We start from the raw sequence: 21,360 nt of genomic DNA, 5'->3' as shown, positions 1-21,360 counted from the left end.
TACGGCAGGCAATTTTCATAATTTCACATATTCTTTTCATTTTTATCCCACAATGTTTGTTTATGATATGGTTAAGGGAAGAAAGGAAGAGAAAAAGAGCGAGGAAGATGTAGGATGATCAAACATATTCTATTTTGGTGCTTTGCTTTTCTCCTCATTATTGGGACAATTGAACTTGTACATGCGATGAATATGTAACGATAAATGAATAACCGTTAAAGGAGTGTAAGAACATGGATTATCGACGTGATGGCCAAAACGATCAACATCAAACTGAACCTTCACATACAGAACAGCAGAATACAGAAAACCAGAAGCTGATTGGACATTCTGAACAAGAATTGCTTGACGCGCCTGTGTCGTATGAAGCGGGACGGCAGGAAACGGCTTCTGCTTTAGAAATGGAAAAGCAAGAAACGGCTGTGAAAAAAGAAAAGAAACGGAGAGCCGCATGGCTGAGCCCGATTTTAGGCGGTATTATCGGCGGGGGCCTCATGCTTGGCATCGCGCCTTATCTGCCGTCAGACCAAAATCAGGCGACCGAGACCGCTTCCGCAAATAAACAGGTGCAGTCTGATAATTTTACAACGGCGCCGATAACGAACGCATCAAACATCGCTGATATGGTAGAGGATTTAGAGCCTACGATTGTCGGAATCTCAAATATCCAAACCTCTCAAAATAACACATTCGGCACGGGAGGAGGCTCCAGCTCAGAAAGTGAAAGCGGAACCGGGTCAGGTGTTATTTTCAAAAAAGACAGCGATAAAGCGTATATCATTACAAACAACCATGTCGTTGAAGGCGCGAACAAGCTGACTGTTACGCTATACAACGGAGAAACGGAAACTGCCAAGCTTGTCGGCAGCGATACCATTACTGATTTGGCAGTTTTGGAAATCAGCGGCAAGAATGTAAAAAAAGTGGCGAGCTTTGGTGACTCTTCACAGCTGCGCACTGGCGAAAAGGTAATCGCTATCGGTAACCCGCTCGGACAGCAGTTTTCCGGTACAGTGACACAAGGTATCATTAGCGGACTGAACCGGACAATTGATGTGGATACAACACAGGGGACGGTGGAAATGAACGTGCTGCAAACCGATGCAGCGATCAATCCGGGGAACAGCGGAGGCCCATTAATCAATGCAAGCGGCCAGGTCATCGGCATCAACAGCTTGAAGGTGAGCGAAAGCGGCGTGGAATCACTTGGCTTTGCGATCCCAAGTAATGATGTCGAGCCGATTGTTGACCAGCTGCTGCAAAACGGGAAGGTGGACCGTCCGTTTTTAGGCGTGCAGATGATTGACATGTCACAAGTTCCTGAAACCTATCAGGAAAATACGCTCGGCCTGTTTGGAGATCAATTGGGCAAAGGTGTTTATGTAAAAGAAGTTCAAGCAAATTCGCCGGCAGAAAAAGCAGGTATTAAATCTGAGGATGTCATTGTCAAACTAAACGGTAAAGACGTGGAAAGCAGTGCGGATATCCGTCAGATCCTTTACAAAGACTTAAAAGTCGGAGATAAAACAACAATCCAAGTGCTGCGAAAGGGAAAAACGAAAACGTTGAACGCAACACTGACCAAGCAGACAGAAAGCAGTTCAAGCTAAGAAAAAACAAAAAGCTGAACCCGATTAAGGTTCAGCTTTTTTGTTACCCTAAATAAGAGGAAAGCATCCACACTTGTTTTTCAACTTCTTCAATTAATCCGACAAACAAGTCCGCTGTCGCATTGTCTTGATTTTCTTCAGCCAGGCCGATCACGAATTTAGATTCGCTGCTGATTTGTTTGTAGTCGTTTACCAATGCTTGTACCATTTCTGATGCTGATGTTTCGTTTCCGCCGTCTGTGATAGATGCATGCTCAGTGTATTCTTTCACTGTGGCAACAGGCTGTCCGCCAATCGCCAGCAGGCGCTCAGCGATGGTATCCACTGTTTCAGCCGCATGGTCATAAAGTTCTTCAAATTTCTCGTGCAATGTAAAGAAATGAGGCCCTTTCACATACCAATGGAAACGGTGGAGCTTAGAGTATAAAAGAAACCAGTTTGATAATTGTGTGTTCAGTGAATTCTCAACTAATGTTTGATTTGTTTTTGCGTTTTCAGTTTTCATAAGATAACGTCCTCCTTGTGATCTGTTGTTTTAATTATATCATATACTAAATAAAAATCAATACTAAATTATAATAATTATAATTTAGGTTATTTGAATAGCTTTTTCTTCAGGATAGACTCCCACGCAGACCAAGGAAAAAGCGATCGGAATAGCAGGGTGAGCTTGATGCCCTTTCCGATCGGGTATCGCAATTTCTTTATGTGCTGTTTTGTTGCCAATTGATAAATGAGGTCGGCAACCTCTTGGGGATCTCCGCTTTCTTCTCCGTTTTTTTCAACGTAGGAAAGGATCTTTTTATAGTATTGATGATAGGCTGAATCGTCAGCAGGCACCGACATAAAATTTGATAATGACGTTGACCAGATCGATGTCTTGTATGAGCCCGGCTCGATCAAAGCGGTTTCGATACCGAACGGAAGCAGCTCGATACGCAGGCTTTCAGAAAAACCTTCCAATGCATGCTTAGAAGAAACATATGGCGACAGCGCTGGGAATCCGGTCAGTCCGCTGATGCTGCTCACGTTTATAATCTTTGCGCCGCCATGCTTTCTTATGTAAGGCAGAACGGTTTTTGTCACATGGATCACACCGAAGACGTTCGTTTCAAATTGTTGTCTGAAATGTTCCATCGGCACATCCTCGACAAAACCTCCATAAGCCGTTCCGGCGTTGTTAACGAGTAAGTCGATCGGGGCGTAAGCACTAACGGCTTTTCCGAATGAGACTATAGATTGTTCATCGGTGACATCGAGAGCTGTAATGAGAATGGAATCAGACACATTGTGTGCTGCAGCCAATTCCCGAAGCTGTTCCGCTTTTTCAGGCTGTCTTGATGTGGCTATCACGAAAAATGATCGGGCAAGCTTTACAGCTGCCAGCAGACCGAAGCCGCTGGACGCTCCTGTTACGATGGCTATTTTTTTATTCATCCTAACCCTCCTATTAAACTGCTATAGCTATTGTACTATCCTGAACAGGAAATGACGTCTGAAAAAAGAAATTTTTATACAACAATTCAGAATTGTTCTATAATAGAACGAAAGAAGGAAAGGGGTTTTGTGATATGGCGCTGCAAGGGGTAGGCCAAAGATGGGATCTTGATTCATTTTTTAAGGGCGGGAGCCAATCGGAAGAATTCAAAGGATATATTGAGAAGCTGTCACTAAGTCTGCGTGCATTTCAAGACAGGACTGATGCGTTTCAGGTGCCTGAATCGCCTGAAGAGGCTGAAGGGCTGACCGCGTTGCTTGATTTATTCGAACAGACATCCGTCAAACTTCAGCAGGCCGGCGCTTTTGTTGCTTGCCTCCAGGCCCAGAATATCAATGATCAAAAGGCTATAGAGCATCAGGCACTCATGAACCGGCTTTCCGCAGATTTTCAATCGTCGCTCGTTACATTAGATCATAAACTAATGGACATTGATCAAGACGTGTGGAATGAATTGTTAACAAAACCGGGATTGCGCGATGTTTCTTACATATTAAATGAAAGAAGACAGAGGGTTGCCGAAAAGCTTAGCCCCGGTAAAGAAAAACTGATCGGGAATCTTGCCGTGGACGGATATCACGCTTGGAGTGACTTATACAATATGGTTGTCGGGAAAATGACGATCCCGTATGAGGAAAACGGTGAAAACAAGCAATTGTCTGTCGGTCAGGTGGAGAATATGATGGACCATCAAGACCGTACTGTCAGAAAAACAGTATATGAACGTTTCCGCCAAGCTTGGGAGAGCAAGCAAGATATTTTCAGCAGCACGCTGAATCATTTGGCGGGATTCCGGCTTGAAACCTATAAAGCGCGCGGCTGGGAGAATGTCCTGAAGGAACCGCTGCAAATTAACAGGATGAAAAAAGAAACACTTGATACGATGTGGCAGGTCATCACTGAAAACAAGCAGCCGTTCGTTCAGTTTTTGAACCGGAAAGCATCCATGCTCGGCCTTGAAAAGCTTAGCTGGTACGATGTTGAGGCGCCGATCGGTTCTAACGGAAAGGCCTATTCGTATGATGAAGCCGCAAATATCATTACCAGCCAGTTTTCAACGTTTGGCAAAAAGCTGTCCTCATTCACTGAAAAAGCGTTTCGGGACGGCTGGATTGAGGCGGAAGACAGGAGTGGAAAAAGAGTCGGCGGCTTTTGCACCAGTTTTCCTGACAGCGGGGAATCCCGGATTTTCATGACATTTTCGGGCAGCGCCTCAAATGTCTCTACTCTTGCGCATGAACTCGGGCACGCGTTCCATCAGGAAGCAATGCTCGACGTCAGGCCGTTAAACCGCTCCTATGCCATGAATGTTGCAGAAACAGCTTCAACGTTTGCAGAGATGATAGTCGCGGACGCGACTGTCCAGCAGGCCGAGACGAGGGAAGAAAAGCTTGTTCTTCTGGAGGATAAAGTGCAAAGAAGTGTTGCGTTCTTCATGAACATTCACGCAAGATTTCTATTTGAAACGAGATTCTACGAGGAACGAAAGCGGGGAGTGGTACCGGCCAGCCGCTTGAATGAGCTGATGGAAGAGGCGCAAAGAGAGGCATACTGCAATGCGTTAGAAGAATATCATCCGCTTTTTTGGGCATCAAAGCTTCATTTTCACATCACGAGGGTGCCGTTTTACAATTTCCCTTATACATTCGGCTACCTGTTTTCTCTTGGCATTTACGCGCTGGCGCTTGAAGAAAAAAATGCATTCGAAGAGAAGTATATGGCGCTATTGCGCGATACGGCTTCTATGACAGTGGAGGATTTGGCGATGAAGCATTTGGGCGCTGACATCACAAAGCGCGATTTCTGGGAGAATGCCATCAAGCTGACTGTGCGTGACGCCGAAACCTTTTTACAAATGACCGAATCTTAAAGAAAAAGCCGTGGCGTTAAATGCTCCGGCTTTTTCAATTCTTCTCTGAATGAGGATTTCATTCTCTGGATATACCTAAAATAAATGGAATCCTACAGGGGGGAAACATATGCATTTGATCAGAGCAGCCGGGGCTGTATGTCTCGCAGTGGTTCTGATTGCGGGCTGCCGTTTCAATGAAGACCAGCAGCAGGCAGAAGGAGAAAATACAGCCGTCACCCAGCTGAAGTCCGTTCCCTACAGTAATTTTTCGCTTCGTGTGAGCTACGGGGATGGTGAGCATAACCGTTATGAAGGAATCTATACAAAGAACGGAACTCAGGAAAAAGCGGAAATACAGGATAAGCTCTCCGGTGTCAATCAGGAGGGAGAAGAAGCATTGGATGAGATGAAAATGATTTTGAGCGAGCTTTCCGTAACAGACCAAATGGCTGAAACAGAAGTGATACACAGTGTGCTGGCAGCATTTAATCTGGACAGTCATTATGATCATATCGATTTAAAATTGAAGCTGAAGGACGGCTCCATCAGAGAAATCAAGAAGTAATCTTGTGATAAAAAACCCATAAACGTCAATTATGTCCATAAAACTAATTGAAAATGATTTTCAAAGTCAGTGTTTTCTGCTACAATGAGGGATATATGACCATATCAAATGGCTGAATATCGGAATCACTTGCATTGATGACAATTGACTTAAAAGCATGTATATAGAAAACGTGCAATACATAGTGCTGCTAAAAAGCCAGCAAAAAGGAGCGGTTATGGGTATGAGTGCAATTTCTACAGAAACGCTGAGCTTAGGATACGGGGATGCCGTTATTATTGATGAGTTGAATTTAACAATTCCCAAAGGTGAAATTACCGTATTTATTGGCAGCAATGGCTGCGGAAAATCGACACTTTTACGTTCATTAGCGCGCCTGATGAAGCCGAGAGGCGGTTCAGTGCTGCTGGAAGGAAGAGCGATTGCCAAGCTTCCGACGAAGGAAGTCGCAAAAGAGCTCGCAATCCTGCCCCAAGGTCCTTCGGCTCCAGAGGGGCTGACGGTGCATCAGCTGGTGAAGCAAGGAAGATATCCTTACCAAAACTGGCTGAAGCAGTGGTCAAAAGAGGATGAGGAAGCAGTTGAAAGAGCGCTTAAAGCAACAAAGCTTGAGGACATGGCTGACCGTGCCGTTGATTCTTTGTCAGGCGGACAGCGCCAGCGGGCTTGGATTGCGATGACGCTTGCCCAGGAAACGGATATCATCCTTCTTGACGAGCCGACGACGTATTTAGACATGACGCATCAAATTGAAATTCTTGATTTGCTGTTTGAGCTGAATGAAAAGGAAGACCGGACGATTGTTATGGTTCTCCATGACTTAAACTTGGCGTGCCGCTATGCACATCATCTTGTGGCCATAAAAGACAAACGGATTTATGCAGAAGGCCGTCCGGAAGAGGTCATCACTTGTGATCTTGTGCAAAATGTGTTTTCTATGAACTGTCAGGTTACACAGGACCCGCTCTTCGGAACGCCTCTTTGCATTCCTCATGGCAGGGGCAGATGCATTGTCCAGGAAGCGGCTTTCACATCACATGGATAAATAACGCAGCGAAGGAGCTTTCAATTGAGAAAGCTCCTTGCTGTTTTTTCGAAAGGAAGATGGCAAATGGAACAAAAACTTCAGGAGCAGCTGGATGGATTGCTGGAGAAGTATACTGAGCTTCTGCTTGGTGAGACAAACGATGAGCTAAAAGAAGAAGTGAAGCAATGGATTTTGTACACGCATATAGCCAAGAGCATGCCACCGCTCGCTAAGCATTGGAATGCGACATACCCCGACGCAAAGCAGGGCATTAAAGAGATCATTCAGCATATTAAGGAATTAAATGAAGCGCATCGAAACAAACAATAGCCAAAAAGCAGTCTGTACATTATAGCAGACTGCTTTTTTGTGATTCAGCCGTTTTATCTGGCGTAAAGGAATCCATAAAGGTTCTCAGCGCGCTGCTGATAAACGAATCTTTTCGAACAATAAACTCTGTTTTCATCTGGCTGAGCGCTTCAGGCAGCGGGTACAATCGAATTGATCCTTCTGCTTCATGTTTCTGCACAACCGTTCTTGGCAGCAACGAGATGCCAAGACCTGCTGTAACCCCGCCGATAATTGCTTCAAGCGTCCCAAATTCCATAATGACCGGCTGTGTGACACCGACGGAGCGCAGCCATTTTTCAAGTGTTTCTCGATACGAACAGCCTGTGCTGTAAACGAGAATCGGCTTTGTGATGGCTTCCTCAACATCGGGCACGGAGGCAGCCGAAACAACTACTGGTTCTTCCTCAAACGCAGGATAGGATTCGAGCTCAGGATGATGGCATTCGCATCCGATAAACGCGCCATCCAATTCATAACGAAGAACTTTATCAAGGAGAAATTGCGTATGTCCTGTTGTTAAAGATAGCTGGACGTTTGGATGTTCTTCATAATAAGATGCCAGGAGCTTTGGAAGCCTTACCGCGGCGGTTGTCTGAGTGGAGCCGATCATAAGCGGCCCGCTTGGTTCTGCGGAGGATGAGAGCGCTTTAGACGCTTCATCAAGCAGGCCTATAATTTTATTTGCGTAGTCCAGCAGCAATTTTCCGCTTGCAGAAAGTGTCATGCCCCGATTATGGCGCAAAAACAGCGTGGTACCCAGCTCAGCTTCCAATTGTTGAATTCTGGCTGTGACATTCGATTGTACATAGCCAAGCTGCAGTGCTGCTTTCGTAATGGTCCCTTCACGGGCTACCATTTGAAACACACGTAAATCTCCGCTTTCCATTTTTGAATTCCTCCGTTCGTTTGCTATCAATCTGAGTGATATCTAGTATCTTTAACAATCATTATACGTAACATCAAAGCTGGATTACAATGGAATCAGAAATATACTTTAGTCAACAGCAAGGAGTGGCGGCAATGAATGTCTTGAACAAAATAGCTCTCGTAACGGGGGGCGGCACAGGAATCGGAAAAGCAGCCAGTATGGAATTGGCAAAGCGCGGGGCGATTGTGGCGGTGAATTATTCACGCTCGCAATCAGAAGCGGAGGAAACAGTGGAAATGATTAAAAAAGCTGGCGGGCAAGCCTTCGCCATCCAAGCAGATGTATCCAAAAACAGTGACGTGCAGGATATGATTCAAGCAATCGTGAACACACACGGCACGGTTGATATTTTAGTCAACAATGCCAGCATTACACGGCATATTCCAATGGATGATCTTGAGGCTGCGACAGAAGACATATGGGATGAGCTGTATGCCGTCAATGTGAAAGGGATGTTTTTCTGCGCGCGGGCAGTGGTTCCGTTCATGAAGAAAAGCAAGGCCGGGGCGATCGTAAACGTCGGCAGCATCGCAGGGGTAACTGGTGCCGGCTCATCTATGCCTTACGCAGTATCAAAATCAGCGGTGCACGGTTTAACGAAATCATTGGCCCACGCCTTAGCGCCTGAAATCAGAGTGAGCGGTGTAGCACCAGGAGCTGTGGCAACGAGATGGTGGGCCGGCCGGGAAGAAAAAATGAAAAGCATGATCGGCTCTTTGCCGCTGCAGTGTATTGCTGAACCAGATGATGTTGCCAAATTGATTTGTTCACTAATTGAACAGGAATCACTCACAGGCCAAATTATCACAATTGACAGCGGACAGACGCTGTAAAGAAAGGGATGCAGGGAGATGCCATTTGTACAGATTCATTTACGGTCGGGAAGAAGCGAAGCGTGGCTTCAAAAACTGAGCAGGACTGTCCACCAATCGATGATTGAAGAAATCAATGTGCCGGAAGATGACTATTTCCAAGTCATCAGACAATATGAAAAAAGCGAATTTTTTTATGATCCATTTTATCTCCAAGTCGAGCGAACTGATGAACTGATATACATTCATTTTACACTGAAACAGTCAAGAACAACTGAACAGAAAAAAGCACTTTACCGCTCAATCGCGAGCCGGATTCATTCCGAGCTTGGCGTCAGAAAAGAAGATGTGTTTATCATGCTGGCCGGAAATCAGGCTGAGGATTGGTCTTTCGGAAATGGAAGAGCCCAGATGATTGAATAAAAAACCCCGCGGATTGATACCCGCGGGGTGCTCTATTAATGGGAAGGTGATTCAACGGCTTTTGCCGCCTTCTCTTTTTCTTGTTGGTCTTCCGCTTTCTTATTTGATAGCTTGATAGGTTTTAAGAACAAGGTGAATACGGCTCCGACTGCGATAAAGATCAGGCCCGTATAAAACACGCTGTGGAGCGAATCCATCAACGATGTTTTTAAAATCGGCACAATATGGGATGAGAAAGCCGCAGGGATTTGTTTGACCGCGTCCGGACTGAACAGTGATTGCAGCAGCCCTTGCGGATTTGTATCAATCATACCCTTTAGCTGGGCGGCAAACGAGCTTGCCTGTGCCGGAAGAGAGTCTAAATATGGAACCAATTTATCTGTTAATAGATTTCCTGATCTCGCATTCATTACGGCTCCCAGCATGGTAATGCCGAATGTTCCGCCGATAGAACGGAAGAATTGGCTGGATGAAGTGACAACTCCAAGCTCCTCCTTCGAAAAGCTTTCCTGTAAAGCCAATGTCAGAATCGGCATAACAAGACCCATTCCCAGACCAATAATCGCCATAAAAGATGTAGCGACAAGCTTGCTCGTGTCGAGATCCAAGGTCGTTAACAGCAGGAATCCGCCGGCCATAACCAGCATGCCTGCAATGATTTGCGGTTTAATCCCGATTTTATAAACAAGCTGTCCGCCGATGATACTTGTAATAATCATAGAAATCATCATCGGTGTCATAATTGTACCCGATTCAGACGCACTTACACCGACAATTCCCTGCATAAAGAAAGGAACAAACGTAATGGCGCCAAACATACCGATACTCATAAAGAAGCCGATCAAGTTTAGAAATGTAAATGTTCTGTTTTTAAATAAATACATTGGCAGGATTGGCTCTTTTGCTTTTGATTCTACGATGATAAAGCTGACAATGCCGATCAGTGCGAGAGCGAACAACCCAAGAATCTGCCATGAATCCCATGCATAATCTTTTCCGCCAAAGCTTAAGGCGAGCAGGAGGCTGACCACACCGACAATCATTGTGAAAATACCAGCGATATCGAAGTTGATCGGACCAGTCTGCTGGCGTCCCTGTAATCCCCTGGCAATAAAAATAACCGCAATAATTCCGACTGGCAGGTTAATATAGAAAACCCATTTCCAGTTTAACGAGTCTACAATCCAGCCGCCGATTTGCGGCCCAATCACTGAAGCCAGCCCGTAAATTGCGCCAAAGACACCTTGGAATTTAGCACGCTGTTTTCCTGTGAACAAGTCACCGATGACAATCATCGCCATCGGCATCATGATGCCTCCGCCGATGCCCTGCAGTCCACGGAAGATAATCAATTCCGTCATGTTGTTGGCCATTCCGCACAAAGCAGAAGCGGCCATAAAAATAATCAAACCTGATACATAGACAATGCGGCGTCCCAATAAATCAGCCAGTTTACCGGCAATTGGAACAATGGTTGTTGATGTTAACAAATATGCAGTTGTCAGCCAGGTCATCATGCTCAAACCGCCCAGATCACCGACAATTTTCGGCATGGCCGTTCCGACAATGGTACCGTCAAGGGCTGAAAAAAACATGGCAATAATTAAGCCTGTTATTAATAACGTTCGTTTTGATTGTTTGCCTTCTTTACTCATTTTCATCCGTTTCCTCTTTTCATGTTTTGCTTTTCATCCGTTTCTGCTGCTTGTGCGAGCTTTGCTGTAATATGCGCCGCCTGCAGCATCTCCTCCTCCGTCAAAAAGGAAAGATAGCGCGCCATAATGGCCTTTCTGCCTGCCAAAACCTCCTCGAACTTTCTGTCTCCTTCGTCAGTAAGACTGAGATCAATCACTCGCCTGTCTTTTGTGTTGTGTGTTCTGGCGATAAGATTTTTTTGTTCAAGGCGATCTGCCATCAGCGTCACCGCGCTTGGCTTTACCTCCATACGCTCGGCAATTTCAGAAATTTTGAGGCTGCCGTGTTTCTTTAGGCTGGCCAGCACAAACAGCTGCGCTGGGGTGACACCTTGTTTTTCCATGCTTTCCAGCATTTCAGGCTGTATCTTTTGAAAGAGCGCCTGAAGCGATAATTGAATATCGGACATTAACTGATCCGCACTCTTCATATTCATTTCCCCTCTGTTACATACACTGTATATATATTTTGATGACAAAATAGTTAATGCTTATTAAATATAAATAAGCGTAAATGAAAAGTCAACTGATTTTACACAAAAAAAGGATAGATGCCCGAAAGAACATCGTATCCTTTTTACTGATATTGTTATTGCTGATAAGGAGACTGCTGCTGAATGGTCTGCTGGAATTTTTGATAGGACTGCTGCAGCTTTTGTGCATCCTCCGCTTCAACAGAATACCATCCATATTGGAACATGAGATCATATAGTTTTCTTTGCGCTTTTTGTGACTCATCAAAAATGGATTGAATATCCTGATAAAGAGACTCGTGGCTGAATTCGTGCAAGGCAGTACAATAAGCTGTTGTCATGTATTTTTCGGTTGTCAGCAATTCGTTGACGAAATCTCTGTCATTCATTTCCGATGTTGTCGGTACAGGTGTCTGCGGGTTGCTGATTTTTTGATTTTGCTGATTCATTCTGGCGCCTCCTTATTGGATGTAGCCGGACTGCTGCTGGCCTGGCTGCAGGTGCTTTAATATTCTTTGATAGTGATCATGATGCATGTGTCCGACGCGGTCGAGTTCTTGCTTTAACGTTTGATCCTGGCACTGCTGCGCCATGAAATGCGCTTTCTTCATCGCGAGCAAATTCCAGTTCAGCATGTCATTGAGATACAAATGATCCTTTGTCGAAATAACGGAAGGCGGCATTTGAGATTGCTGCTGATTATCCATTGTGATCCTCCTTTGGTTTCTGTTCATTTTATAGTTTCCTTCAGACTGGGAGTTATATACAGGTGTTTTGAAGATGACGGCGGGAGGGAGTCGGATGTTGAGACATGTGTTTTTATTCTTATCTCAAAATAAAACACTTACCAAGTTCGCAAAAGCATACGGAACGCGGCTTGGAGCACGAAGGTTTGTCGCAGGGGATACGATTGAATCGGCGGTTAAGACCGTCAAAAGGCTAAACAGATCCGGTTTGTGTGCAACAATTGATTATTTAGGCGAGTATGCAGCTTCGGAAAAAGAAGCAAACCAAGTCGCAGAGGAATGCAAGAAAGCCATTCAAGCCATTGCCGAACATCAATTGGATTCAGAGCTTTCGCTTAAGCTGACCTCAATCGGGCTCGATCTTTCAGAAGAACTTGCTCTTACTCATTTGCGCGCCATTCTTTCCGTTGCGAAGCAATATGATGTTGCTGTGACCATTGATATGGAAGACTATTCTCATTATGAACAGACACTTTCTATTTACAGGCAATGCAAACAGGAATTTGAGAAGCTCGGCACGGTCATTCAGGCGTATCTGTACCGGGCGGCAGAAGATATCAGAAAGATGCGGGACTTAAAGCCGAATCTCAGACTTGTAAAAGGCGCTTATAAAGAATCTGCGGCTGTAGCGTTTCCCGACAAAAGAGGAACGGACCTTCATTTTCAGAGCTTAATAAAGCTGCAGTTGTTAAGCGGGAACTACACGGCTGTCGCCACACATGACGATGACATCATTGCATTTACGAAACAGCTTGTCACCGAACATCAAATCCCCGCGTCGCAATTTGAGTTTCAAATGCTATACGGCATCAGGCCGGAGCGTCAGAAGGAACTCGCCAAGGAAGGCTACAGAATGCGTGTGTATGTCCCATATGGAACGGACTGGTTCAGCTACTTTATGAGAAGAATTGCCGAGCGGCCTGCCAATGCAGCGTTTGTGTTAAAAGGAATTTTGAAAAAGTGAAAGCAGCCGCGGGAAGCAGCTGCATTATGATTGTTCCATGTTATGTTTTTTATACTGCTGATTTTGACTTGTCCGTTTTCCGCCGCCGTAATGCTGACTCGGACCGGCATCTCCCTTTACGCTCGCCGCGCTGACTGCCGCTGAAGACGGATTTTTTTTCTCTCGTACCATTCCCTTCACCTCCGGGCTTAAGTTGCCCGACTTTTATAGGCTTCATACAAAAAAATAACAAATTAGCTATTGAAGTCGAACCGGAAATCTTTTAAGATGAAAGAAGAAACGGGTTTCATTTTTTTTGGTCAAAAAATGAATGACTATTCATTCAATGTTCAAGGGGGATATCTCATGCACAAACACATTCGAAAGGCAGCCGTTTTAGGATCGGGGGTAATGGGCTCCGGGATTGCGGCGCATTTGGCTAACATCGGAATACCTGTCCTGCTGCTAGATATTGTGCCGAACGATTTGACAAAGGAAGAGGAAAAAAGGGGGCTGACGAAGGACAGTCCGGAGGTGCGCAGCAGGCTGAGCCGGCAGGCGGTGAAAAAACTGCTGAAACAAAAGCCCGCTCCCCTCACATCAGCGAAAAATACCTCCTATATTACACCGGGCAATCTGGAGGATGATGCAGAAAAACTGAAAGAAGCAGATTGGATTATTGAGGTCGTTGTCGAAAACCTTGAAGTCAAAAAGAAAATTTTCGCTCTTGTGGATGAACATCGAAAGACTGGAAGCATCGTCTCAAGCAACACATCCGGCATATCAGTGCAGGAAATGGCTGAAGGCCGGTCGGATGATTTTAAAGCCCATTTTCTCGGAACGCATTTTTTTAATCCCGCACGCTATTTAAAGCTGCTGGAGATCATTCCGATTAAGGAAACGGATCCTGATATTTTAAAGTTTATGACAGCTTTCGGAGAAAATGTCCTCGGGAAAGGTGTTGTTACAGCAAAGGACACACCGAACTTTATCGCAAACCGCATCGGGACGTACGGGCTTCTCGTGACAGTCCAAGAAATGCTGAAAGGCGGCTATCAGGTCGGGGAGGTTGATTCGATCACAGGACCGCTGATCGGCAGGCCGAAAAGCGCTACCTTTAGAACGCTTGATGTGGTCGGTCTCGATACATTCGCCCACGTTGCCCGAAATGTGTATGACAAAGCTGATGGCGATGAAAAAGAAGTGTTTCGCCTTCCAAGCTTCATGAACGATATGCTGGAAAAAGGGTGGATCGGAAGCAAGGCCGGCCAAGGCTTTTATAAAAAAGAAGGAAAAACGATTTATGAGCTTGACCCAGTGACGCTTACTTACGGCGAGCGGACAAAAATGAAAACACCGGCACTTGAAGCGGCAAAACAGGCAAAAGGGACAAAAGCCAAAATGAAAGCGCTTATTTATTCGGATGACAGAGCCGGCCGATTGCTGTGGAATATCACATCTCAAACCCTGCTTTACTCAGCCGAGCTGCTTGGCGAGATTGCCGATGATATTCATGCGATTGACCAAGCCATGAAGTGGGGATTCGGCTGGGAACTGGGACCTTTTGAGATGTGGGACGCCATCGGCCTCAAGCAGTCAGCGGAAAAGCTTGAGCAGCTTGGAGCAGATATGCCTGGCTGGATAAAAGAGATGCTGGACAAAGGAAATGAAACCTTCTACATCAAAGAGAACGGAACGGTATTTTATTATGACCGCGGCGAATACAGAGCTGTGAAAGAAAACAAAAAACGAATTCATTTACAAGCACTTAAAGAAACAAAAGGCGTGATTGCGAAAAACAGCGGAGCAAGCTTAATTGACCTTGGAGATGATGTGGCCCTTCTTGAATTTCATTCGAAAAGCAATGCGATCGGCCTCGATATCATTCAAATGATCCACAAAGGATTAGAGGAAACAGAACGGAATTACAAGGGGCTTGTCATCGGCAATCAAGGGAAAAATTTCTGCGTCGGCGCGAATCTCGCCATGATCTTAATGGAAGTCCAAGATGACAACTTTTTGGAAGTTGATTTTGTGATCCGCCGTTTTCAGGAGACGATGATGAAGATCAAATACAGTGCGAAACCGGTCGTCGCCGCGCCATTTGGCATGACGCTCGGCGGAGGAACGGAAGTATGCCTGCCTGCGGCGCGTACTCAAGCGGCAAGCGAAGCCTATATGGGACTTGTGGAATCCGGTGTCGGCCTCATCCCTGGCGGAGGAGGTAACAAAGAGCTGTACATCAACCATCTACGCCGCGGCCTTGATCCGATGAATGCGGCAATGAAAACATTTGAAACGATTGCAATGGCGAAAGTGTCCGCTTCCGCTCAAGAGGCTCGTGAGATGAACATCTTAAAAGAAACGGATCAGATCAGCGTGAATCAAGACCACCTGTTATACGATGCGAAGCAGCTGGCCGCATCTTTATACGATACCGGCTGGCGACCGCCTGTAAAAGAAAAGGTCAAGGTGCCGGGAGAAACCGGTTATGCGGCACTATTGCTTGGCGCTGAGCAGATGAAACTGTCCGGCTATATATCTGAGCATGATTTCAAGATTGCGAAAAAACTCGCTTATGTCATTGCGGGCGGAAAAGTGCCGTTCGGTACTGAGGTTGATGAAGAGTATTTATTGGAGATCGAAAGAGAAGCGTTTTTAAGTTTGGCGGGAGAGGCAAAATCTCAAGCGAGAATGCAGCATATGCTTGTGAAAGGTAAACCTTTACGGAATTAGGAGGGAGTTTATGAAAGAGGCAGTCATTGTATCAGGTGCAAGAACACCGGTTGGGAAAGCAAAAAAAGGATCGTTGGCCACCGTTCGCCCGGATGATTTGGGAGCGATTTGTGTAAAAGAAACGCTGAAACGGGCAGGCGGCTACGAAGGCAATATTGATGACTTGATTATCGGCTGTGCAACACCTGAAGCGGAGCAGGGGCTTAATATGGCGAGAAATATCGGTGCGCTCGCGGGCCTGCCGTACACGGTTCCGGCGATTACAGTTAACCGCTATTGCTCTTCAGGCCTTCAGTCTATTGCGTATGCAGCAGAAAAAATTATGCTGGGCGCCTACGATACAGCGATCGCCGGCGGAGCAGAATCCATGTCGCAAGTTCCGATGATGGGGCATGTTACCCGTCCGAACCTTGCTTTGGCAGAAAAGGCACCGGAATATTATATGAGCATGGGACACACAGCCGAGCAGGTCGCGAAAAAATACGGCGTCTCCCGTGAGGATCAAGACGCGTTTGCCGTTCGCAGCCACCAAAACGCCGCTAAAGCCCTTGCAGAAGGAAAATTTAAAGATGAAATTGTACCCGTAGAAGTGACGGTGACAGAAATTGGAGAAAACCATAAACCTCAGGAAAAACAATTTGTATTTTCTCAGGATGAAGGTGTTCGCCCGCAAACGACTGCAGACATCTTATCGACATTGCGCCCGGCCTTTTCCGTTGACGGGACGGTGACTGCGGGCAATTCCTCGCAAACGAGTGACGGAGCGGCGGCTGTCATGCTGATGGACCGGGAAAAAGCCGATGCTCTTGGCCTGGCGCCGCTTGTGAAATTCCGCTCCTTTGCCGTAGGCGGCGTGCCGCCGGAAGTGATGGGAATCGGACCGGTGGAAGCAATTCCGCGCGCTTTGAAGCTTGCCGGACTTCAGCTGCAGGACATCGGCTTGTTTGAACTGAATGAAGCTTTTGCCTCACAGGCCATTCAAGTAATCAGGGAATTGGGAATTGATGAAGAAAAAGTGAATGTCAACGGGGGCGCAATCGCGCTTGGACACCCGCTTGGCTGTACGGGCACAAAGCTTACACTCTCACTCATCCATGAAATGAAACGGAGAAACGAGCAATTTGGAGTCGTGACCATGTGTATCGGCGGCGGGATGGGAGCGGCCGGTGTATTTGAATTATGCTAAAGGGGGAAAAACAAATGGCAAAAAAAGCGGCTGAAGTACAAAAAGGCGGCGGATTTTTAATCGAGGATGTCACATACGATCAAATGTATACACCGGAGGATTTCACTGACGAGCATAAAATGATTGCGAAAACAACAGAGGATTACATCGAGCAAGATGTTCTCCCTCATATAGATGATATCGAAAACCACCAATTCGAGCATTCTGTCAGACTGTTGAAGAAAGCGGGCGAACTAGGACTGCTTGGCGCCGATGTGCCGGAAGAATACGGAGGGCTCGGCCTAGATAAAATCAGCTCGGCACTCATCACTGAGAAATTTTCGCGTGCGGGAAGCTTTTCTCTTTCTTATGGCGCGCATGTCGGTATCGGTTCCTTGCCGATCGTCTTTTTCGGGTCAGAAGAACAAAAGAAAAAATATTTGCCTGGACTCGCTTCAGGCGAAAAGATCGCCGCTTATGCTCTGACTGAGCCTGGCTCTGGGTCTGATGCACTTGGAGCAAAAACAACAGCTGTGCTGAATGAAGCAGGAACCCATTATGTATTAACAGGGGAAAAACAGTGGATTACCAACTCTGCTTTTGCCGATGTATTTGTGGTTTACGCTAAGGTAGACGGCGACAAGTTTTCAGCCTTTATTGTAGAAAAAGAGTTCCCGGGTGTCTCCACGGGACCGGAAGAAAAGAAAATGGGAATCAAGGGATCATCGACAAGAACCCTCATTCTGGATCAAGCTGAAGTGCCAAAGGAAAACCTGCTCGGAGAAATCGGCAAAGGGCATGTCATCGCCTTTAATATTTTAAACATCGGCCGTTACAAACTGGCGGTTGGCACAATCGGCGCATCTAAACGCGTCATCGAGCTGTCTGCGGCATACGCAAATCAGCGCCGCCAATTTAAAACGCCGATTGCTGGTTTTTCATTAACACAGGAAAAAATCGGGACAATGGCCTCAAGGCTGTATGCGATGGAAAGCTCTGTATACAGAACCGTCGGGCTGTTTGAAGACAATATGAGCCAGTTCACGGCCGAAGATCTCAAGGACGGCCGGCAAATCGCCAAATCGATTGCGGAATACGCCATCGAATGCTCTCTGAATAAGGTATTCGGCTCTGAAACGCTTGATTATATCGTTGATGAAGGCGTGCAGATTCATGGAGGCTACGGCTTTATGCAGGAGTACGAAGTAGAAAGGGCCTATAGGGATTCAAGGATCAATCGGATTTTTGAAGGCACAAACGAAATCAACAGGTTAATCGTGCCAAGCACCTTCCTGAAAAAAGCGCTTAAAGGCGAGCTGCCTTTATTCGAAAAAGCGCAGTCGCTGCAGGAAGAACTCATGATGCTTATGCCTGAAGAGCCTGGAAGCGGCGTCTTAGAGCAGGAGAAATATATCGTCAAGCAAGCCAAAAAAATTGCGTTGTTTGCTGCCGGCCTAGCCGCGCAAAAATACGGAAAAGCGATCGATCGTGAGCAAGAAATTCTCGTGAACGTAGCGGATATCGTCAGCAATGTATACGCAATGGAATCAGCCGTGCTCAGAACGGAAAAGGCCATTGCCGCACAAGGCGCTGAAAAAGCAGCGCAAAAGGTGCTGTACACAGAAATTTTCGTTCAAGAGGCCTTTAACGAAATTGAAGCGCATGCGAAGGAATCCCTTATCGCAATGGAAGAAGGAGATTCACTCCGCATGATGCTTTCCGCTCTGCGCAAGCTGACGCGCGTAACGCCTAAAAACGTGATTCAGAAAAAACGCGAGGCGGCGGCAGGCATTTTTGAGGCTGAGAAATATACTGTCTGATTGGCCTAGAGCTCCGAATGCGCGGAGCTCTTTTTTAAGAAGCACTGTTTTAGGTTTTTAAAACAAACTGTGTTAAAATAACCTCGATTATTTTATTGAGGGGGAAGAAGATGTCGTTAACTTTTTACTGGTACCCTAAATGCGGAACGTGCCGCAAAGCAAAGAAGTGGCTTGAAGAGCATGGAAAAGAAATAAACGAAATACATATTGCTGAGCAGCCGCCAAGCAAAGAAGAATTAAAAGCGCTTTATGAAAAAAGCGGGCTGGATCTCAAGAAATTTTTCAACACGAGCGGCATGAAATACCGCGAGCTCAATCTCAAGGAAAAGCTGTATCACATGTCAGAGGACGAACAGCTCGAGCTGCTGGCTTCAGATGGTATGCTGATCAAACGCCCGCTTACAACAGATGGCGAAAAAGTGACTGTCGGATTTAAAGAAGACCAATTTGAAGAAAACTGGGCTTAATGTAAATTTTTTTTGAAAAGTGTGGTATCTTCTTATTGTAGTGCTGTAAAAAATGGAGGGATTCAATTGAGCATACCAAAAGATTTGCGTTACTCAGGAGAACACGAGTGGGTAAAAGTTGAAGGAGAAAAAGCCAGAATCGGAATTACGCATTTTGCCCAGTCCGAACTAGGCGACATCGTGTTTGTCGAACTTCCTGAAGTGGGCGCTGAAATCAAAGCGGACGAGCCATTCGGCAGTGTTGAATCCGTTAAAACGGTATCTGAGCTTTATGCACCGATTAACGGAACGGTTGTGGAAGTAAACGAAGATCTTGATGACAGTCCGGAATTCGTCAACGAATCTCCGTACGAAAAAGCATGGATGATCGTCGTTGAGCCATCTGACGCTTCTGAAATTGAAAAACTGATGACAGCAGAGCAATACGAAGAGATGACACAAGAAGACTAAAACAGGATAGCCGTAAAAGCAATTGGACACGCTAACGTTATGGGAGGTGTCCAATATGGCTTTCGACAAACAAAAGCTCGATGTCACCAATGACGTGACAGGCCGCTTTCAAAATGGCCGGCTCTCGTTATATCATGATAATGAGATGATCGGCCAAATGACAAGCATGAATGAATATGAGCTTAAGTCCGGTTATTCCTTTGAAAATGAGAAATTTTATAAGACAGCCGATGTGGTCTCTGGAGACGACGCAAAATATGTAGATTGTGACTACGAAAACGGCTGGTGTTAATGTTGGCGGTGAATTTCACTGCCTTCTTTTACAATCTGAACGTTTCAAATTTGACGCGGCAGGTGAACAAGATGAAGATGGATGAGCTGGAAAAGGTTATGATTGTCGAGGGGAAATCAGATAAAGAGAAAATCGAAAGCGTCCTGAATGAACCGGTGCGCATTATCTGCACAAACGGAACAATCAGCCAGCTGAGGCTCGAGGAATTGGCTGACGAGCTTTATGATAAAGACGTCTATATATTAGTTGATGCTGATGAATCAGGTGAGAAATTGAGAAAACAGCTGAAGCGTGAATTTAATGAAGCCTGCCATCTCCATATCGACAGAGCCTATAAGGAAGTAGCGGCTGCGCCCAGGCACCATGTCGCCTCTGTATTGCTGCGTGCGAATCTGAATGTCCATACTATTTTTCTTGAAAGAAAGTCCCGAGGTGTATAGCATGAAAGAACTCCAAGAACACGAACTTGATCACATTGAAGATGATGTGTACCTTCTATATTTATATACTCCGTTTTGCGGCACCTGCCAGCTTGCAAGCAAAATGCTGACAGTGGTGAAAGAAATGCTGCCGGATGTCGCCTTCTATCAAAACAATGTCAATTACTCTCCGACATTCGCAAAAGCGTATCAAATTGAAAGCGTCCCTTGTTTTCTGCTGTTTAAAGGCGGAAAGATGGTCGAAAGAGGATATGCATTTCATTCCGTTTCTTATTTATATGAGCTGATCAAACAAAAATCATCTTCCGCATCCCATTTATGACATATTTCTCAGCATATCCAATGAAATTGTCGTTCGTTTTATAAAGGGGTTCTTGCGACAAAGAGAGAAATGTGTATGTATGACCAACAAATAGGAGGTTGTACATATGGAGAAAGCGGAAGTTTTAGAGGATGAGTATCAGCATCTGTTTTTAAAACCCCTTTTGAATGCCTCAACATTGCTCATTACCTTCCAAGGAGAAGCAGAAGCCTTAACCGTCTCAATAAACGAACAGGGAGAAATGAAAAAAGTTTCTCCGCCCCAAACGTCCAACCTGACCTTTTACGGAAACCAAACGGAAATTATTGATTTATTGCACGGAGACATTTCCCTTCAGCACCTGATTCAGAGCGGAAGCCTCAAAGTAAAGGGGTCATTCAGGGCCCTGTTAAAGCTGGAAGCCATTCTCTGGCTGACAAATGGATTTTTTCAGAGGATTTTAAAAAATTAAAAAATAATAAATTATTATAATAGTAAAAGTTGACATCATTTATTTTATTGACATTTAATCATTCGCCGTGCTATTCTACATTAAGAATTTCCGGACGAAAAAGACTATATATTTCTCTTATCAAGAGAGGTGGAGGGAAGTGCCCTATGAAGCCCGGCAACCATCAACACTGTTGAAATGGTGCCAATTCACACGAAGCGTTCAGCTTTGAAAGATGAGAGAAAGGCATTTTATATAAGCCTTTCTGCTCAAGTGTGCAGAAAGGCTTTTCTTTTGCAGAAAAAACCGGAAGATT

Annotated in this window: 25 protein-coding genes and 1 riboswitch; of the genes, 17 read left to right on the top strand and 8 right to left on the bottom strand. The window is 45.5% G+C overall.

The window, feature by feature from the left end:
* The first annotated feature begins 233 nt into the window (after window positions 1-233).
* The gene (gene htrB, locus NSQ83_RS17435) at window positions 234-1,610 is read left to right on the top strand and encodes a serine protease Do-like protein HtrB (RefSeq protein WP_003228534.1); all 1,377 of its coding nucleotides are present in this window, start codon (window positions 234-236) and stop codon (window positions 1,608-1,610) included.
* 43 nt (window positions 1,611-1,653) lie between these two features.
* Here htrB and mrgA read toward each other — a convergent pair whose 3' ends face one another.
* Window positions 1,654-2,115, bottom strand: a complete 462-nt coding sequence (mrgA, locus tag NSQ83_RS17430; RefSeq protein ID WP_003228537.1) for a metalloregulation DNA-binding stress protein MgrA — start codon at window positions 2,113-2,115, stop codon at window positions 1,654-1,656.
* Window positions 2,116-2,204: 89 nt separating this feature from the next.
* Entirely contained in the window at window positions 2,205-3,047 is an 843-nt protein-coding gene (locus tag NSQ83_RS17425; RefSeq protein WP_033884689.1) for an oxidoreductase, read from the bottom strand.
* Window positions 3,048-3,181: 134 nt separating this feature from the next.
* Here NSQ83_RS17425 and NSQ83_RS17420 point away from each other — a divergent pair, with 134 nt between their 5' ends.
* The 4 genes from NSQ83_RS17420 (at window position 3,182) to NSQ83_RS17405 (ending at window position 6,882) form a co-directional block, all read left to right on the top strand.
* The gene (locus NSQ83_RS17420; RefSeq protein WP_198878515.1) at window positions 3,182-4,978 is read left to right on the top strand and encodes a M3 family oligoendopeptidase; all 1,797 of its coding nucleotides are present in this window, start codon (window positions 3,182-3,184) and stop codon (window positions 4,976-4,978) included.
* Window positions 4,979-5,087: 109 nt separating this feature from the next.
* Entirely contained in the window at window positions 5,088-5,525 is a 438-nt protein-coding gene (locus NSQ83_RS17415) for a YusW family protein (RefSeq protein WP_014477935.1), read from the top strand.
* A gap of 217 nt (window positions 5,526-5,742) precedes the next feature.
* Window positions 5,743-6,570, top strand: coding sequence for an ABC transporter ATP-binding protein (locus NSQ83_RS17410; protein ID WP_010886609.1), 828 nt, complete (start codon window positions 5,743-5,745; stop codon window positions 6,568-6,570).
* A gap of 24 nt (window positions 6,571-6,594) precedes the next feature.
* Entirely contained in the window at window positions 6,595-6,882 is a 288-nt protein-coding gene (locus tag NSQ83_RS17405; RefSeq protein WP_021480568.1) for a YusU family protein, read from the top strand.
* A gap of 19 nt (window positions 6,883-6,901) precedes the next feature.
* Here the strand turns inward: NSQ83_RS17405 and NSQ83_RS17400 are convergent, their stop codons facing one another.
* On the bottom strand, window positions 6,902-7,789 hold the full coding sequence (locus tag NSQ83_RS17400) for a LysR family transcriptional regulator (RefSeq protein ID WP_015714676.1): 888 nt from the start codon (window positions 7,787-7,789) through the stop codon (window positions 6,902-6,904).
* A 134-nt stretch (window positions 7,790-7,923) separates the two neighbouring features.
* Between NSQ83_RS17400 and NSQ83_RS17395 the strand changes: the two genes are divergently transcribed.
* Window positions 7,924-8,664: an SDR family NAD(P)-dependent oxidoreductase gene (locus NSQ83_RS17395; protein ID WP_144500532.1), complete on the top strand. Its 741-nt coding sequence runs from the start codon at window positions 7,924-7,926 to the stop codon at window positions 8,662-8,664.
* Window positions 8,665-8,682: 18 nt separating this feature from the next.
* Window positions 8,683-9,066, top strand: a complete 384-nt coding sequence (locus NSQ83_RS17390) for a tautomerase family protein (RefSeq protein ID WP_015251261.1) — start codon at window positions 8,683-8,685, stop codon at window positions 9,064-9,066.
* 35 nt (window positions 9,067-9,101) lie between these two features.
* On the opposite strand, the gene mdtP is transcribed toward NSQ83_RS17390, so the two are convergent.
* From mdtP to NSQ83_RS17370, 4 genes are all read right to left on the bottom strand, one after another.
* Entirely contained in the window at window positions 9,102-10,727 is a 1,626-nt protein-coding gene (mdtP, locus tag NSQ83_RS17385; RefSeq protein ID WP_021480565.1) for a multidrug efflux MFS transporter MdtP, read from the bottom strand.
* Window positions 10,724-11,191: a MarR family transcriptional regulator MdtR gene (mdtR, locus tag NSQ83_RS17380; RefSeq protein WP_014480800.1), complete on the bottom strand. Its 468-nt coding sequence runs from the start codon at window positions 11,189-11,191 to the stop codon at window positions 10,724-10,726. Before mdtR ends, mdtP begins: the two co-directional genes overlap by 4 nt.
* A gap of 158 nt (window positions 11,192-11,349) precedes the next feature.
* The gene (locus tag NSQ83_RS17375) at window positions 11,350-11,682 is read right to left on the bottom strand and encodes a spore coat protein (protein WP_003222766.1); all 333 of its coding nucleotides are present in this window, start codon (window positions 11,680-11,682) and stop codon (window positions 11,350-11,352) included.
* Window positions 11,683-11,694: 12 nt separating this feature from the next.
* A complete protein-coding gene (locus NSQ83_RS17370) occupies window positions 11,695-11,940 on the bottom strand; it encodes a hypothetical protein (RefSeq protein WP_003228567.1) in 246 nt (81 codons plus the stop codon).
* A 94-nt stretch (window positions 11,941-12,034) separates the two neighbouring features.
* Between NSQ83_RS17370 and NSQ83_RS17365 the strand changes: the two genes are divergently transcribed.
* A complete protein-coding gene (locus NSQ83_RS17365; RefSeq protein WP_046381311.1) occupies window positions 12,035-12,943 on the top strand; it encodes a proline dehydrogenase in 909 nt (302 codons plus the stop codon).
* A 24-nt stretch (window positions 12,944-12,967) separates the two neighbouring features.
* Here NSQ83_RS17365 and NSQ83_RS17360 read toward each other — a convergent pair whose 3' ends face one another.
* Window positions 12,968-13,114 (bottom strand): YuzL family protein, encoded by a 147-nt coding sequence (locus NSQ83_RS17360; protein ID WP_042974692.1) that lies wholly within the window; start codon window positions 13,112-13,114, stop codon window positions 12,968-12,970.
* A 174-nt stretch (window positions 13,115-13,288) separates the two neighbouring features.
* Between NSQ83_RS17360 and NSQ83_RS17355 the strand changes: the two genes are divergently transcribed.
* From NSQ83_RS17355 to NSQ83_RS17315, 9 genes are all read left to right on the top strand, one after another.
* Window positions 13,289-15,658 (top strand): 3-hydroxyacyl-CoA dehydrogenase/enoyl-CoA hydratase family protein, encoded by a 2,370-nt coding sequence (locus NSQ83_RS17355; protein WP_044052668.1) that lies wholly within the window; start codon window positions 13,289-13,291, stop codon window positions 15,656-15,658.
* Between the two features lie 10 nt (window positions 15,659-15,668).
* Entirely contained in the window at window positions 15,669-16,844 is a 1,176-nt protein-coding gene (locus NSQ83_RS17350; protein WP_029318441.1) for an acetyl-CoA C-acetyltransferase, read from the top strand.
* A gap of 14 nt (window positions 16,845-16,858) precedes the next feature.
* Window positions 16,859-18,643: an acyl-CoA dehydrogenase FadE gene (gene fadE / locus NSQ83_RS17345; protein WP_021480562.1), complete on the top strand. Its 1,785-nt coding sequence runs from the start codon at window positions 16,859-16,861 to the stop codon at window positions 18,641-18,643.
* A 110-nt stretch (window positions 18,644-18,753) separates the two neighbouring features.
* A complete protein-coding gene (locus NSQ83_RS17340; RefSeq protein WP_003222779.1) occupies window positions 18,754-19,110 on the top strand; it encodes an arsenate reductase family protein in 357 nt (118 codons plus the stop codon).
* A gap of 66 nt (window positions 19,111-19,176) precedes the next feature.
* Window positions 19,177-19,560, top strand: a complete 384-nt coding sequence (gene gcvH, locus NSQ83_RS17335) for a glycine cleavage system protein GcvH (protein ID WP_003222781.1) — start codon at window positions 19,177-19,179, stop codon at window positions 19,558-19,560.
* Window positions 19,561-19,615: 55 nt separating this feature from the next.
* On the top strand, window positions 19,616-19,852 hold the full coding sequence (locus NSQ83_RS17330) for a YusG family protein (RefSeq protein ID WP_003228581.1): 237 nt from the start codon (window positions 19,616-19,618) through the stop codon (window positions 19,850-19,852).
* 77 nt (window positions 19,853-19,929) lie between these two features.
* Entirely contained in the window at window positions 19,930-20,292 is a 363-nt protein-coding gene (locus NSQ83_RS17325; protein ID WP_015483668.1) for a toprim domain-containing protein, read from the top strand.
* A 1-nt stretch (window position 20,293) separates the two neighbouring features.
* Complete coding sequence (locus NSQ83_RS17320) at window positions 20,294-20,614, top strand: thioredoxin family protein (protein ID WP_003228585.1); 321 nt, start codon at window positions 20,294-20,296, stop codon at window positions 20,612-20,614.
* A 106-nt stretch (window positions 20,615-20,720) separates the two neighbouring features.
* On the top strand, window positions 20,721-21,065 hold the full coding sequence (locus NSQ83_RS17315) for an SCP2 sterol-binding domain-containing protein (RefSeq protein ID WP_003228587.1): 345 nt from the start codon (window positions 20,721-20,723) through the stop codon (window positions 21,063-21,065).
* A 114-nt stretch (window positions 21,066-21,179) separates the two neighbouring features.
* A riboswitch (SAM riboswitch) is annotated at window positions 21,180-21,286 on the top strand.
* Window positions 21,287-21,360 lie beyond the last annotated feature (74 nt).

It is taken from the genome of Bacillus sp. PS217 (genome assembly GCF_037963535.1).
GTDB lineage: Bacteria > Bacillota > Bacilli > Bacillales > Bacillaceae > Bacillus > Bacillus subtilis.
Note: the sequence above shows the minus strand (reverse complement) of the source record. Positions and strands in the feature narration are given on the sequence as shown.